Here is a 15,608-nt window from a genome sequence, read left to right on the forward strand (position 1 = left end):
CCATGCTTTCCACCACAGCCTTTCTGGCGATAGCCATGCAGTGCGCCGCCAGCATTCATCCGTCCACGGCATTCGACGTGGCACGGGTGGAATCCGGTTTTAACCCTTATGCCATCGCTGAGATTGTCCCGAAGGCCGGCCCCTCTTTCGGCGATCAACACATTATTTCTCACCTGCCAGCCAGCCGGGGAGATGCAGAGCATATTCTCCGTCGCCTGTCAGCACAGGATCGCCGTTACTCTGTCGGGCTGATGCAAATCACCAGCACCAATTTCCGCCATTATGGTGTGTCCGCCACAGAGCTACTTGATCCCTGTACCAATCTGTCCGTCTTCGAACACATTCTCAGAGACTGCTACCGGCGCGGCGGCACGCTGAAAAGGGCGCTGAGTTGTTATTATTCCGGCAATTTCAGTACCGGGCAACAACCTGAAACGGCGTTTTCCGGAACGAGCTATATCCAGCGAATCGGTTATCCGCCGGGATCATCCCGCTATGCGGTCCCCGGAACCCGTGAGGACAAATCATCAGTTGCCGTTCCCCTGAAAACCGCCCCTGCCAGTGACTCATCCCGTCACCACGTGATCTGGCCCGGAGTCGTCGTCCGTGGCGTCCCTGCGAAACTCCGCCAAGAAAAAATCTTCATCGCACCGTTCTCCGCGCCGTCAGTGCGCCGGAGTTTCTCCCTGTCACCCCGTGAGGAGGAGGAATAATGATACTTTTCCGCAAGCTAAAAGCTGTGGTCCCCCCCGTTTCGGCCTGTACGCTGACGACTTTTTCTGCAACCCCGGCACTGGCCGACGGATTTCAGCGGGCAAATACTGTCATGCAAAAAGTGTCAACCGGGCTGCATGGTCTGGCGGCAATCACGATCACCGTGGCCGTGATCTGGATTGGCTATAAGACCCTGTGGAAAGGCGAGAGCCTGTCGCAGTGCGGCTACATCATCATTGGCGGCATTTTAATTGGCGGAGGCAGTGAAATCGGCGCTCTGCTGATGAGCTAAGAGGCTGAACATATGGCAAAGCTGCTCAAGGCAATGAAACGCCCGGCGGCGCTGTGGGGGGTGCCAATGGTGCCCCTGCTGGCTGTCACGGGTGTAACCATCATCGTTGCTATCTGGACTTCCGTCGCTCTCCTGTTCTTACTTCCTGTGCAATTTCTGGTGATGAAGTCCCTTACCAGAAATGAACCGATGCGGTTCAATCTGATTGCCGTATGGCTGAGAGCGAAGGGAAAGCCGGTAGCAAACCGTTTATTTGGCGCAACAACATTTATGCCCGTTGAGCATGATGATGTTGATATCAAGGAGTTTCTCGACGCCATGAAACTAAATCAGTGTGCCACCATCAAGAAGTACATCCCGTACTCATCGCACATTCATCAGCATGTGGTTCGTTCCCCTAAGAGCGATCTGTACTGCACCTGGGAATTGATGGGAACGCCGTTCGACTGCGAGTCTGACGAGTCGCTCCAGTTCGGGACGAACCAGTTACACGGGCTAATCCGCTCATTCGAAGGTATGCCAGTTACTTTCTATATCCATAACGACCGCAATACGTTTACCGACAATCTTCATAAAGATTCCGGCAACCCGTATGCCGATGAAGTTAGCCGTCTTTACTACGCTTCTGTCGGTCTGTTCCGGCGCAACCGCCTGTTCCTGACGGTCTGCTATCGCCCGTTTGTCAGCCTTGAAAAAGCAGAACGCAAACGGATGAAAGACAGCCAGAAACTAAAGGAGCTGGACGGTGCTTTGCTGGAAATGCTGGAAATAAAAAGCACGCTCGATACCGCGCTGTCGCGCTATGGTGCGCGACCTCTCGGTACGTTTACCGAAGGAAACGCGGTGTTTTCGTCGCAACTGGCTTTCTATGAATATCTGCTAACGCACCAGTGGCGAAAAGTGCGCGTCACCCGTACCCCGGCCTATGACGTGATGGGGGCGGCGGCGTTGTTCTTTTCGGCTGAATCCGGGCAGATAAACCACGCCAACGGTACGCAATATTTCCGGGGGCTGGAGGTTAAAGAGTTCTCCGAAGAGACCGCCACGGGGATGATGGACTCCCTTCTTTACGCCCCCTGCGATTACGTGATCACGCAGTCCTATACCTGCATGTCACGCGAGGAAGCGAAGAAAGCCATTAAGCGTACCCGTCGCCTTTTGATGAGTGCCGACGACGATGCTGTTTCCCAGCGGCTGGATCTGGATGTGGCGCTTGACCTGCTGACATCGGGGAAAATCGCTTACGGCAAGCACCATTTTTCCATCATGGTGTATTCCCCGTCGCTGGAAAGCCTGGTTGCTGATACGAATGAAATCAGTAACGCGCTGAACAACATAGGGATAACGCCTGTTCCGGCAGAAATATCGCTTTCAGCGGCGTATATGGCGCAACTGCCAGGCAACTACAACCTGAGGCCACGTAAAGGGGAGCTGAGTAGCCAGAACTTTGTGGAGCTGGCCGCGCTCCATAATTTCTATCCGGGCAAGCGCGATAAAGCCCCCTGGGGGGATGCGATGGCTTTACTGCGCACCCCGTCAGGCGATGGCTACTATATCAACCTGCATAACACACTGGCAGATAAGGACGAATTCAACGAGAAGAACCCGGCCAGTACCTGCATCCTCGGTACGAACGGTTCGGGTAAAACCATGTTGATGACGTTCTTTGAGATCATGCAGCAGAAATACGGGCGCGAGGATAGCTTCTCCCCGGATGCCAAAACCAAACGGCTGACAACCGTTTACCTCGATAAAGACCGGGGCGCAGAGATGAACATCCGGGCGCTGGGTGGCCGTTACTATCGGGTTATCAGTGGTGAGTCTACAGGGTGGAACCCGTTCTCGTTGCCAGCAACCAAACGCAATATCAATTTCATCAAGCAACTGATGAAAATCCTTTGTACCCGTAACGGCTCGACGATCTCCCCACGCGATGAACGACGTCTGAGTGATGCGGTCAATGCTGTGATGAATGACGAGCCGCAATATCGCGTCTACGGCATTACCCGAATGCTGGAAAATTTGCCTGAGCCGGCTACGAAAGAAGCCCAGGAAAACGGCCTTAGCATTCGGTTGTCACAGTGGGCGCAGGGCGGTGAGTTCGGCTGGGTGTTTGATAACGAGTCTGACACGTTCGATATCAGCAACTGCGATAACTTCGGCATCGACGGAACGGAGTTCCTGGACGATGCAAGCGTATGTGCGCCAATCTCGTTTTATCTGCTGTACCGCATTACCAGCCTGCTTGACGGGCGACGCCTGGTCATTTTCATGGATGAATTCTGGAAGTGGTTACGCGACCCGGTGTTTAAGGACTTTGCTTATAACAAGCTGAAAACCATCCGTAAGCTGAACGGGATGCTGGTCGTCGGTACTCAATCCCCGGCAGAGATCATCAAAGATGATATCGCCCCGGCAGTGATTGAGCAGTGCGGGACACAGATTCTGGCGGCGAACCCCAACGCCGACCGCGCACACTATGTTGACGGTATGAAGTTTGAACCGGAAGTGTTCGACGTGGTGAAAGGGCTTGACCCGCAAGCCCGCCAGTATGTTGTGGTGAAAAATCAGTTCAAGCGCGGCGATACCAAACGTTTTGCCGCTCGTGTCACGCTCGACCTGTCGGGTATCGGCAGATACACCAAAGTCATGAGCGGCGATGCCCCCAACCTCGAAATATTCGAATCGATTTACCGGGAAGGAATGCAGCCTCATGAATGGCTCGATACCTACCTGGCTAAAGCGCTCTGACCCAAAGGAGATATACGATGAAAACTCGCTTTCGTACTCTTATTCTGGCTTGCGTCATTGCAAGCCCACTGGCTCATGCTGGTATTCCCGTCGCTGTTGATGCTGACCCTATGCGGGACGTGCAGTGGGCGCAGGAGTTAAAACGCTGGATGGAAACGGCCAGACACTACCAGTCACAAATACAGGCATATAAAGACCAACTGGCGACGGCCACTGGCGTTCGTGATATTGCTGATTTTGTTGACCAGGCCAAAGGCCTGAAAGCTGACCTTGAAAAGCTGCGTAAGCCCGGACAGGCACTGAATGACCTGCTTCTCTCCGGCGGTTCCTCCGGGCAGTTCGATGCGTTGTACGAGAAGTATAAAATTTTCGACACCTGCAACACTGCGCAATCGGGGAGTTATGCCAACGTATGCAAGCAGCAGGTCATCAACAAGGCTATCCAGCTTGAGCAAACCGACGAGGTTCAGAACCAGGTAAGCCAGACCCTGGGGGAAATAAACAGTCTCTCCAACAGGGTAGCGTTAGCCAAAGATTCGAAAGAATCTCAAGACCTTGCAAACAGTATTCAGCTAAAATCTGTCATGCTGAACACGCTTACCACCCAATGGGAAATGAGCGTGAAAGCAGCAGAGAAGCGCGAAAATGCGCTAGAAGCGGAGCGTGTTAAGCAGTGGAATCAGCAGCAGTTAAACGCGCCAACTGCTGACCTTAATAATTTATGAGGTATTTATGTTATCAAAAAAAATTATTTTAATTTCGACGATCACCCTGTGCTTTTCTATTGTTGGATGCAAAGAGGAAGCTAAAACAACAAAATGGTATAGGGATCACCCTGACGAATTAAAACTAGTTTATGAAAAGTGCCAAAAGAGTGGTGACGCTTCTGAAAATTGCAAGAATGCAAATGAAGCCCACTATCAAATCAAGCAGCTAAACGCACCAACTCCAGACTTAAATAATTTAGAGGAGTAATATATGAGTGGCGGTCTTTTTGTTGGGGTTGAGAAATACCTGATAGGAGGAATTACAGACGCCACAAAGGGATTGATGATGTCGTACTCTTCTATGATGATGGGGCTGGCAGCAGCGTCAGCTACCATCTACATCATGTGGCGTGGATACCAGACTTTGGCTGGTAAGCTATCTACGCCTATGGAAGACACGATGTGGGACATCATGAGGATGGCGATCATCCTGTCCTTTGTGACTAATTTAGGCGGCTACCTCGATGGCGTTATTGATGCCATAAACGGAATAAAGGAGGGTTTTTCTGGTAGTGATAATATATGGCAGTTATTAGACACCCTATGGAATAAGGCTAAAGTGTTAGGGAAAACGCTACATGACATGGATAATTCTACATATGTAAAAGATGAGGGAATGACTGCTCAATTTTGTGTATGGCTTGGAATATTCGCACTTATGATTCTAGCGGGCTTTGTTTCAATGGTTGCCGAAGTAATGATTCTACTATTAGGAATAACTGCACCTATTTTCATATTCTGCCTTATGTATGGTTTCCTCCGCCCCATGTTCAATAACTGGTTGCAAAATATATTTGCAGGAATATTAACAATTCTATTTGCCGCTCTCTCATTGAGAATTGTAGTGAATTACTTGAATCTCGTTCTTAATAAGGCGACGAAGGTAGCAGACAGTTCAACAATTGTTGAACTTGGTGCTCAAGTCTGCCTTGCAGGTATTTTCGCTGCAATACTGGTGTATATTTCCGCTAAGGTAGCCGCAGCTCTGGCCGGGGCAAGCGCTACCGTATCCATGCAGGGGCTGGCCGCTGTAGGTATCGGTGCGGCTGCTTTTGGTGCCGGGAAGCTAGCCGGGGGTGCAGTTAAAGAAACCAAACGTTCCGCCCAGGACAACATTCAGGGCTGGAAGGATGCGAATGCAGGTAAGCCCGGCAAGCCCGGAGGTGAGTTAGGCTATAACGCATCTAAAGCGCGGAAGTACGCGATTGAGCAGATGATAGCCCGGAACGAAGCGCGGAGGCTGGCACAGTCGAGAGAATCCGCGGTTAAGAAGTTCAACAGCTAGGCCAGACGTCTCCCGTCCATCCCCCCGAAATATCATCATATGAAAATATAATTATATTTTCATATATCTAATTTAGTTGAGGAAATCATTGATGAAACGCTTGATTGCGCTGGCTTTGCTGTGCGCGCTTTCTGGCTGCGCCCAGAACACGCCTCCCTCTGCCTTTAGCGGTAAGGGAGAACCCGTAAACACCCCTCAAATTATGGCGGAGTTAAACAGTCATGAGTGAACAGAAATTAATAGCTGAATCCCGCACTTTTGAGCAGCAAATGATTGAGCGGGATAAACGCGCCACAAAAGCCGGTTTTGTTGTTGGCGGTATGGGTCTGCTGATTGCGGTACTGGCGCTCGTCGCCGTGGTCGTGATGTTGCCGCTGAAACAGACGGACGTTGAGCTGTATACCTTGGATAACCACACAGGACGGGTGGAACACGTTACCCGGACATCGAAAACCAGCCTGACCGCAACAGAAGCCTATCAAAAGGCGATGGCCGCAAACTACGTCAAAGTGCGTGAGCGGTATGTCTATCCCTCTTTGCAGGACGACTACGAGACGGTACAAGTCTACAACGCTCCCCAGGTAAACGATGACTATCTGGCGCTTTACGCCGGAAAAAACGCCCCAGACAAGGTTTATAAGAACGGGGCGCACACCGTGAAAGTGGAGATCTTGTCCAACCAGATCACCGATGCGACAGCCCCTGATAGGGTCGCCACCATCCGCTACAAGAAGATTATCCGCCGTCTGGCTGATAACAGCACCCGCAACGAATATTGGGATGCCCGGTTCACGTTCCATTCTAACCCTGACAAGGAAATGAGCGATGCGGAACGCGAGATCAACTACTTCGGCTTTACCGTCACCAGTTGGCAGACCGACCGCGAAATCCGGGGAGGTGAATGATGAAAAAGTTAACGTTTACCGCACTGGCACTGATGATGTGCGGCGCGGCATGGGCTGCGGCCATACCGCAGGCAAGCCGCTATGACTCCCGCGTGCAGCAGGTTATCTATAACCCGCAGAACGTCACTGTCGTTAACACCAAACCCGGCTTTATGACAACGCTAGTCTTTGATAACGATGAGGCGGTCATAAGCGCCAAACCTGGCTTTGATGAGGCGTGGGAAGCCACGCCGGATGCAAACCGGGTCAACGTTCGCCCGGTCGCGCTCACGCAGGGAGCGCCCGGAGAAGATGGCAACACAACGCAGGTCGTGATCCCCCCGAACAGCCGGGACTGGCATACCAATATGCTGGTTGTCACCAGTAAGCGCCTGTACAACGTCGAGCTGAACGTCATCGATGATAAATCGGCACAACAACCCGCTTTCCAGGTGAGCTATCGCTATCCGGGCGAAGAACGGGACAAAGCGAGCCGGGAGGCGACGGCCAGACAGCGCGAGTGGGAGCAGAAACAGCAACAGGCCAGCGTCCAGAAAGCGCTGAACTCGGCGCAGACGCCCCGCAACTGGAGTTACACCAAATATCCGGGCAAAGGCAGTTTCAACATTGTTCCCGATTTTGCTTACGACGATGGCCGCTTTACGTTCGTGGGCTTCTCCCCGTCTAAGTCCATTCCTTCCGTCACCAAAGAGCTGAACGGCAAAGAGCATGTGGTTAACAGCAGTATCCAGAAGAAAGGCGATTTCACCGTACTGGTGATTCAGGAGGTGACGCCACGCCTAGTACTGCGTTCCGGTAATGCCGTTGTGGGTCTGGAAAATAGCGGATTTGGCAAGGTACACGCCGCCGATGGTTCCACCGTATCCCGGCAGGTGGAAAGAGTGGAAAAACCGGAATCCAATTAACCTATAAAAATATTTTTATATTTTTATAAAAGGAAACGTGCATATGAACGACGAAAACAAAATGCCTGTGCCGGATGAAGCGCAGGCATTCCCGGCACACGCTGAGGATGATATTGCCACGCTTGAGCGGGAAGCCCGCGCTAAAAGGGAGGCCGAGCTTCTCAATGCGCAGGACGACGAAGAGAAAGACCCGGTACAACCCGCCGTTAACAAGCTGAAAAAGCGCAAACGGGGCAAAGCAACCGCCTTTCTTGCCATTGTCGCGGTCACGCTTATCTTCCTGGCATGGGGTGGTAACTGGGTTTATCGCAATATCCTGTGGCAGCCTACGGAAGAAAAGAAACAGGACACAGCCCCGCAGACGAACAAAACCGATTACCGGCAGCGTAACGATCTCGGTATGTCCACCGATACAGCCGAAGAAGAGCCAGAGCAACAGGATAACGGCCAGAGCAGCACGGGGGGAACAGGGCAGGTGGCTCCGGCCGCCCCGCCAGAACTCAACAAAGCCAGCTTCCTTATTCGCCGTGATGGTTCGGCCACCACACAGAACCCGGTAAAAACCCGGCAGCAGGAAATGACGCTGACATCGGCAACGACCACCGGACAACAGGACAGCAGCGCGGCCACAAATACCGCCGCACCGCCGCCGGGACAAAGCCCCGCACCAGTGCGCCGCATACCCTATAACCCTGACCTGTACATCCCGGAAAATACCTCGATCCCCTGCTCACTGGATCGCCGCTTTGTATCTGACCGGGCGGGGAAACTTCGCTGCACGGTCACTACTGACATCTGGAGCGCCAGCGGCAACACGAAGCTGATAGAGAAAGGCACCACCGCATCATTACTTTACCGCGCCATAGCGGAAGAAGGTATGAAGCACGGGCAAGGGCGGGCATTCATCATTGCGACGAAGCTACGCACCCGCCAGCCGCCTTATCTCGATATCCCGTTGGTTGATACCAGCGCGGCTGGCGATCTGGGCGAGGCTGGCGTTGATGGCTGGATAGATTCGCACTTCTGGGAACGGTTCGGCGGCGCGTTAATGGTCGGCATGATCCCCGATATTGGCGCATGGGCATCCAACAGCGCGGGTAAAAAAGACCGCAATACGGACTATACGGAAAACAGCCGCCAGGCTATGGCAGATATGGCACGTACCACGCTGGAGAACAGCATCAATATTCCCCCAACGCTCTATAAGAATCAGGGCGAGATCATCAACCTAATCACAGGCGAGGATATTGATTTTTCCAACATCTATACACTGAGGTTGAAAAATGACCGCTAAGAATATTTCCCTCGACCGCTATAAACAGCGTTTCTTTGGCGACTTTCTAGAGCTTCCCGGCCTGACGGAGATCGCCGTCAATCGTCCAGGTGAGCTGTATACCAAAATCAACGGCGTATGGGAGCAGCACGCCGTTCCTTTGTCCTATGAGGATTGCTACAACTTTGCCCGGTGCCTGGCAAAGCACCACGGCGACAATATCGAAGATATTAAGCCGGGGCTGTCAGCCACGCTGGAATCTGGCGAACGGTGCCAGGTGATTGTTCCCCCGGCCTGTGAGCGCGATACGGTGTCTATCACCATCCGTAAGCCATCGAAGGTACAAATCCCGCATCAGTCATACATCGATGCGGGATTTTATAACCGGGTAACAGGCGAGGAAAAAACGGAGACGCACGACGAGGAATTAATTGCATTGTACAATACAAAAAATATTCCTCTGTTTATGGAGAAATGCGTCGAGTACGGTAAAACTCTCGCGGTCGCCGGGGAAACAAGCACCGGGAAAACCACCTATATGAAAATGTTGATAGGGTATATTCCTGTACATCTTCGGATATCAACCATTGAGGACAACCCGGAAATCACGTTCTTTATCCATAAAAACTACGTCCATCTTTTTTATCCGTCAGAATCATCAGATGAAAAAGGTTCTATCGTTACCCCGGCGAGCCTTTTACGCTGGAATTACCGTATGAACCCTGACCGCATTTTATTAACAGAGGTTCGCGGTGCGGAAGCCTGGGACTTCCTTAAAATAACAGGTTCCGGCCATGAAGGGAGTATGACCTCCATTCATGCAGGATCAGCGAAAGAAGCTATAGATGGGTTTATTACCCGTTGCTATGAAAATCCACAGTGCGCCCAGCTCCCCTATACATTTATGTTACGTAAGGTTCTGGATAGCCTGGACGTGATTGTGAGCATTGATTTAGACGGAAATGTTCGCCGTATGAATGACATCTATTTCCGTCCAATTCATCGAAACCAGTATTTTGAGGAAATGAAAGCATGATAAAGAAACTTAAAGTCATCATGTTGGCAGCAATAGTTACCGGATGTTCATCGCCGCCGCCTCCCGTTCCTGTGGAGTGGGATAAAGCCGCTGACCCATTAAATACCAGTTTACCGCAATGGAGTGACAATAACGTTATAGTCCCTTCCCCGACAGTTAACGGTAAATGGACATCATCAATCAGCGCACAAAGTTTCTACGATACAATATGGACTCCAGCAGTATTTTACGCAGTCGCCCATTCAACACGAATTGTCGTCACTGCACAATCCGGCACTGATTTCTTTAATGCCAAAAACTGGCTTCGCCAGAATGGCGCAAAAGGCGTTATTGAATACCAGCCTGTATTTAATTGCCTGACGTGCAGAGAAACCACTATTTATTTCTCTCGCTAATCCATTTAAGCAACACAATCTAATAAGGATTTATCATGAAAAAAACCGTTATCGCGGCGACTGTATTATGCCTGACCGCAGGAACGCCGATTTATTCCTTTGCCGCTGACCCGTGCGAAGTTGTTCTTTGCATGTACGGAAAAGCTACAGGTAATAGTGGTGGGAGTGAATGCAGTTCAGCAGAACGCGCATTTTTTAAAATCAACGCATTTAAAAAACACCATCGTTTCAATCCGGGTAAAACATTCGATATGCGAAAAGAATTTTTAGGGGGGTGCAAAGCCGCAGACCCTGAATCAATAAGTAAAATCCTTTCAAAATTTGGCAGAGTGAAAGGATAACTGACATATCCATTTTGATATGAGAGGTTCGAAATGATAAACGAAGATTTATTCATTAAGAATATACACTCAAAAAATCAGGACAGAATATCTGTAGCCATGGTATATGACACGTTATCAAAAGAAGCCCACAGAGGTTGTGGGCTGCATTACGAAATATACGAAAGCTGTTTTATCGGTCTTTTGCGCGATCATCTTTCAGAACTTAATGAAGCTGACGCAAATAGATTAAGACGCTATGCCGAGAGTAAAGGTACGAAAATTGATGATGCGTCCTACAGTGAAGCACTGGAAGCTGAAAGGGAGTGCAGGGCTGAAATATACCGCGAGCAAATGTAATCACACAAAACAAAAGTGTATTGTACAATACAGAGACTAACAGGCGACGGGATTTTAAGGCTTCATTATTTTTGGCTTCAATTTCGAAGAAATTGTTAAGACGAAAAATAATGAAGTGGAACGTGGACAGAAAATTCAATTTCGGAGAAATTGCTAATTTTCAGGATCCACGTCCACCCGCGAACATTCGCCCCAGCGAATTGAAGCGGGCCGGGGGGAGCCGCAAAAATTTTGCCGCCCCAGCGAGCAAAAAGGCACGCCCACGTGCCGGTTTTTGTGGGGGGCTTGCCCCGCACACCGTCGCAGCCAGGCTATATTTCCCGCCCCGGCGGGGAATATGCCGATTAGGCGCGACCAACCCCTTTAAAGCAGCGTTCCCATTTTTTCGAGCTTGCGAAGAAAAAATAGGCTAAACGCGCGTCTTAAAGGGGTTGGTCGCGCGTAGCGGGCGACGGTGTGCCGCCTTTGACCCTGGGGGTTTTGACGCGGCGTCCAGCCACGACATTACCCCCATGCGACAGGCAATAAGGGCGTCCAGCCCGCATGTACTGGCGCACACCGTTTCGTGCAGGGAAGCATGCTTTCCTGCATATGGCCGCGCAGCGGCCACCTTCTTTGCCCCATACGCTCGCCCCACGTTTTCGCCCGACACCGTGGGGCGAACTGATGGGGCGATGTCATGGGGCGAATCGCTGACGAAGGAGGCATCATGATTTTAAATAAGCTTGCCGCTTCACTGTCGCCGATAGTGAACGGGATGCTGGCACTGCTCGCTTTTGTGCAACAGCAACAACTGATGCTGGCGTTATTAGCGGGGCTGACGATGCCGTTTTTTGTATCAATGAAAAGCGATGAACGGCAGAAAGCCCCGTTATGGAAAAGGTTGATTATCTCTTTTTCCCTGCTGTGTTTTCTCTCCGGCACACTGGCCCCGATAGTTATCGGATCCTTCCAGTGGCTGTATAAGACCAGACTCACCAGTGATAATACGGTACTGGCGTGGTCAGTACGGATTGCTTTCACTGTAACCGGGATTATTTTTCATATTATGCTTCGCCGGGTATTCACGCCAGAACTGGACAAAATAAAGAAACGCCTTGTTAAAAAGACCACTCTTGAACGGGAATTGCGCACCGATGTCCGCACCGTAAACTCCCTGCTGCCGGAAACACTGCATTATGATCCGCTGGATTATATCGACCTGAATAAAGGCATTTTTACTGGCATAAACAGGGAGAACGAACCAATGTATCTCCCGTTAAAAGACTGGCAGAAACAGCACGCGGATATTATCGGCACCACCGGAGCCGGTAAAGGGGTTGCCACCGGCATATTGCTTTATCAAAGTATTCTGGCCGGTGAAGGTGTGTTTGTTATGGACCCCAAGGATGATGAATGGGCACCACACCTTTACCGCAAAGCCTGCGAGGATGCGGGAAAACCCTTTGCCTTAATTGACCTGCGAAAACAGCAATACCAGCTAAACCTGATTGAAGATATTACGCCCGATGAACTGGAAGAATTGTTTGTTGCAGGTTTCAGTCTGGCGGAAAAAGGTCAGGAATCTGACTTTTATCGGATCGACGACCGGAAGGCCGCCCGAATAGCCGCACAATTTGTCAGCGATAATCCATCGACAACAATCCGGGATGTTTATAACGGTGATTACGTTCAGAGTATTGCCGAAAAGATCAAAGCCTTTTTCGGAAAGATTGAGGAACTGGCCTTGCTCAATGCCATCAATGCGCCGACAGGATTTTCGCTTAATGAGATATTTGATGAAGGCGGCTGCTGTTATGTTATCGGCTCTATGCGAAACAGCAAGATTATTACCTCGCAGCGTATGCTGCTGGTTCGCCTGTACCAGTTAGCAGAAAGGCGCGACCGTGTAACAAACGTCCCCCGCCCCATAGCTATTTATCTTTCCGAACTGAAATACCATTTATCCCGGCCAGCGCTGGAAGGTTTAGGTGCGGCGCGGGATAAAGGCGTGCATATTATTATGGACCACCAGTCCATTGCCGATTTAAAAGACTGCCCGGCAGATTTGAAAGGTGACGCCGTTGTCGGTGCGGTCGTTGAAAATGCCAAATTCAAACTGGTTTACCGGGTTATGGACCCGGATACAGCGGAATGGGTAGCGAGAATGTCAGGCACTATTCTGGTGGATGACGAACTCCGTAAGGCTAAAACAGATAATATGCTCACGGAGACCATCGACAGTGAGCGCACAATCCGCCAGGCCGAGCGTTTCTTTATTGACAGCAATATGATCCTGAACCTGCCCGATTTTGTCAGCTTTATCTTTACGACAAAAACGCTACCTTCTGCCTCACTGATTTCACCGATAAAGATCAGAAAGCGTCAGCTAAAAATCTTCTCGGTTTCCCCTGATATTACCGCATCGGCGGCACCGGTGAAAATCGCACTGGATTTTGACGAGGATGATAAACCATCCATACAGGATGTAATGACAACGCACCCGGGTCTTTTCTTCAACGAAAGCGAAGTCAAACCGGCAGAGCCCCAACCTGATGCGGGAGAACATCTGTCCCCGCTGGATTTTTAAGGAGCGGTTATGCTGATTTCGACATATCAAGAGCGCCAGACACGCAACAGAGAAAAAATAAAACAACTGCTGAACTTCCTGAAAGAAGAAACCTACAGCGATTTCAAAACGCTGATGCTGCTATTTGGTTTCCGGGATCATAAATCGCTTTATTCGCTGCTGGCAAAAACTGAGCAAATGGGGTTAATCCAGAAGCATGTGCTTAAATCACGAACAATGAAGATTTCATTATGGGGGATCACCAGCGACGGGCTGGCGGTGGTGTTAACCCCGAATGATAAAATCTTTCCTGCGCGGTTTGAACCATCAAAAATCACCGGCTGGACGCTGGAGCACCATCTTGATAATCAGGCCGCCAGACTTATTCTGGAGAAGAAAGGCACTTCGGGATGGATTAACGGCGACCGGGCCACCTTTCTCAGCCAGTATCAGGTAAAACATCGCCCGGACGGATTACTGACGCTGCCCGACGGTAACGTTATTGCCATTGAAACCGAGCGCCGCCTGAAAACCCGAGCCCGGTATCAGTCGATCATGGCAAGCCACCTGCTGGCCCGTACCCGCAAGCAGTGGATTTACGTTTTTTATGTTGTACCCGATCCACAGAAGAAGCGTGCACTTGAACTGCTGTTTGCCAGCATCAGGCATGTCATCATCAACCATCAGCACGTCCCGCTGGAAGAACGCCACCGCCGGGTGTTTCGCATTTATACCCTTGATGAACTGAAACGCCTGTCATTAGACAGCTATACGTAAGCTTTTACACAGGCCATCATGGTGGCCTCACCGGCCTGGCGGCGATACCGCCAGGCCAGAAATTATTTATTCCACTGCGAGGCGCAGACTGTTCGGTACTCGCTGTGCTACGTTCCGCCTCAGTCTGCGCCTTGCAGCGTTGCCGGTTAAAAACCATGTAACCGCATTCCCTTGCGGTTGTCCGGCTCCGGCCTCAGAGTTTATCCATCAGATAACGATGTGCTTTAGAGGCTGCGCTGGTCGCTTTGAAAATATAACGCTTGTCGTTTTTCAGCGCTTTCAGCCAGGAAGCAATATAGCTTTCATGTTGTACCTCGCCCTCAATCCCCAGATCCGCCATCAGAAAGGCACTTCCCAGCTCCGCCACCAGTTCTTCTTCTGCATAATCAGCACTGCCAAACTTCCCTTTCATTTCACGGCCCAGACGTTTTTTGCCACCACTCCAGTGAACCAGCTCATGCAGGCCGGTAGCGTAGAAATTCGCCGCATCAGAAAACAGATGTCGCTCCGGTAACCAGACTTCATCCGTTGAAGGGCTGAAAAAGGCGTTTTGTCCTTTCTCGATGATGTTTGCGCCGCTCTTCCTGAGCAGGTTTTCAGCCTGCGGCAACGGGTCAAAGATTGCTTCCGGACTGACCGTTTCAGTTGTCAGGGGCAAACCGTCGATTTGCTGAACGTTAAACACGGTAAAGGTTTTCAGCATCGGGATTTGTTCAACGTCTCCGGCGTCGTTTTCCTTTTCGAGTGTGGTGTAGAAAATGGCTGTTGTTCCATGCTCACCCTTGCGAACCTGTCCACCTGCTGCCTGTGCCTGTTTGTAGGTCATCCAGCGTGAATCGCTGAAACCCTGTTTAGATGCGCTGCACCATAACAGCATGATATTCATACCGCTGTAGGCTGCTCCGGTGGCGAAATTCGATGGCAGACCAGATATGCCCGATACGCGTTGCCACGGACAGGACCACGGTTTTACACCGGCTTCAAGTGCTGCAATGATGTTGTCGGTAACGGTCTGATAAATGTCCGTTCTGGTTTTAGACAATTTCGTTTTTGAGGAGCCTGACTGCTCCAGCGGGGATACGCTGGTCGCTGCTGCGGTGTTAGGGGCGCTTGTCCGGGTGGTGTGCAGGGAAATCGTCATGTTTTTTCTCCGTCAGTGTGTGATTTTCGTCTTCGTATCGCCTGACGGTTCGCTTTCCCGGCATCGTTCTGTCCTGCAAGGGCGCAGCATGCGTGCCATTTACCCTTGCGGGACGGGTTGTGTTGGGAAACGATTAACC

16 protein-coding genes are annotated in these 15,608 nt (G+C 50.9%); 15 read left to right on the forward strand and 1 reads right to left on the reverse strand.

Translation table 11 applies throughout. The features are described from left to right. Positions 1-2: 2 nt before the first annotated feature. From AM379_RS23380 to mobC, 15 genes are all read left to right on the forward strand, one after another. Positions 3-713 (forward strand): lytic transglycosylase domain-containing protein, encoded by a 711-nt coding sequence (locus AM379_RS23380; RefSeq protein ID WP_001593436.1) that lies wholly within the window; start codon positions 3-5, stop codon positions 711-713. Beyond that, positions 713-1,006: a TrbC/VirB2 family protein gene (locus tag AM379_RS23385; protein WP_000600171.1), complete on the forward strand. Its 294-nt coding sequence runs from the start codon at positions 713-715 to the stop codon at positions 1,004-1,006. Before AM379_RS23380 ends, AM379_RS23385 begins: the two co-directional genes overlap by 1 nt. A gap of 12 nt (positions 1,007-1,018) precedes the next feature. After that, positions 1,019-3,757 carry a VirB3 family type IV secretion system protein gene (locus AM379_RS23390; protein WP_001096398.1) on the forward strand — a complete coding sequence of 913 codons (2,739 nt, stop codon included), beginning with the start codon at positions 1,019-1,021 and terminating at the stop codon, positions 3,755-3,757. Positions 3,758-3,774: 17 nt separating this feature from the next. Beyond that, a complete protein-coding gene (locus AM379_RS23395; RefSeq protein ID WP_000857358.1) occupies positions 3,775-4,482 on the forward strand; it encodes a type IV secretion system protein in 708 nt (235 codons plus the stop codon). Positions 4,483-4,489: 7 nt separating this feature from the next. Then, positions 4,490-4,732, forward strand: a complete 243-nt coding sequence (locus AM379_RS23400; RefSeq protein WP_001593437.1) for an EexN family lipoprotein — start codon at positions 4,490-4,492, stop codon at positions 4,730-4,732. A gap of 3 nt (positions 4,733-4,735) precedes the next feature. After that, a complete protein-coding gene (locus AM379_RS23405) occupies positions 4,736-5,809 on the forward strand; it encodes a type IV secretion system protein (RefSeq protein WP_000014009.1) in 1,074 nt (357 codons plus the stop codon). A gap of 221 nt (positions 5,810-6,030) precedes the next feature. Beyond that, the gene (locus AM379_RS23410; protein ID WP_000003229.1) at positions 6,031-6,714 is read left to right on the forward strand and encodes a type IV secretion system protein; all 684 of its coding nucleotides are present in this window, start codon (positions 6,031-6,033) and stop codon (positions 6,712-6,714) included. Further along, positions 6,711-7,619, forward strand: a complete 909-nt coding sequence (gene virB9, locus AM379_RS23415) for a P-type conjugative transfer protein VirB9 (RefSeq protein ID WP_000976328.1) — start codon at positions 6,711-6,713, stop codon at positions 7,617-7,619. The genes AM379_RS23410 and virB9 overlap by 4 nt, the downstream gene beginning before the upstream one ends. Positions 7,620-7,662: 43 nt before the next feature. Beyond that, complete coding sequence (virB10, locus tag AM379_RS23420; protein ID WP_000997454.1) at positions 7,663-8,913, forward strand: VirB10/TraB/TrbI family type IV secretion system protein; 1,251 nt, start codon at positions 7,663-7,665, stop codon at positions 8,911-8,913. Beyond that, positions 8,903-9,928 (forward strand): P-type DNA transfer ATPase VirB11, encoded by a 1,026-nt coding sequence (gene virB11 / locus AM379_RS23425; protein WP_000125558.1) that lies wholly within the window; start codon positions 8,903-8,905, stop codon positions 9,926-9,928. Before virB10 ends, virB11 begins: the two co-directional genes overlap by 11 nt. Beyond that, positions 9,925-10,323 carry a cag pathogenicity island Cag12 family protein gene (locus tag AM379_RS23430; protein WP_000592251.1) on the forward strand — a complete coding sequence of 133 codons (399 nt, stop codon included), beginning with the start codon at positions 9,925-9,927 and terminating at the stop codon, positions 10,321-10,323. Before virB11 ends, AM379_RS23430 begins: the two co-directional genes overlap by 4 nt. Before the next feature lie 35 nt (positions 10,324-10,358). Then, positions 10,359-10,664 carry a hypothetical protein gene (locus AM379_RS23435; RefSeq protein ID WP_000754361.1) on the forward strand — a complete coding sequence of 102 codons (306 nt, stop codon included), beginning with the start codon at positions 10,359-10,361 and terminating at the stop codon, positions 10,662-10,664. Positions 10,665-10,697: 33 nt separating this feature from the next. Beyond that, positions 10,698-11,003 (forward strand): hypothetical protein, encoded by a 306-nt coding sequence (locus AM379_RS23440; RefSeq protein WP_000606541.1) that lies wholly within the window; start codon positions 10,698-10,700, stop codon positions 11,001-11,003. A 709-nt stretch (positions 11,004-11,712) separates the two neighbouring features. Beyond that, entirely contained in the window at positions 11,713-13,572 is a 1,860-nt protein-coding gene (locus AM379_RS23455; RefSeq protein WP_000602684.1) for a type IV secretory system conjugative DNA transfer family protein, read from the forward strand. Positions 13,573-13,581: 9 nt separating this feature from the next. Then, positions 13,582-14,328: a MobC family replication-relaxation protein gene (mobC, locus tag AM379_RS23460; RefSeq protein WP_000909131.1), complete on the forward strand. Its 747-nt coding sequence runs from the start codon at positions 13,582-13,584 to the stop codon at positions 14,326-14,328. A gap of 193 nt (positions 14,329-14,521) precedes the next feature. On the opposite strand, the gene AM379_RS23465 is transcribed toward mobC, so the two are convergent. Further along, complete coding sequence (locus AM379_RS23465) at positions 14,522-15,469, reverse strand: ArdC family protein (RefSeq protein ID WP_000155899.1); 948 nt, start codon at positions 15,467-15,469, stop codon at positions 14,522-14,524. Positions 15,470-15,608 lie beyond the last annotated feature (139 nt).

This window comes from Enterobacter cloacae complex sp. FDA-CDC-AR_0132 (genome assembly GCF_003010695.1).
Taxonomy (GTDB): domain Bacteria; phylum Pseudomonadota; class Gammaproteobacteria; order Enterobacterales; family Enterobacteriaceae; genus Enterobacter; species Enterobacter ludwigii.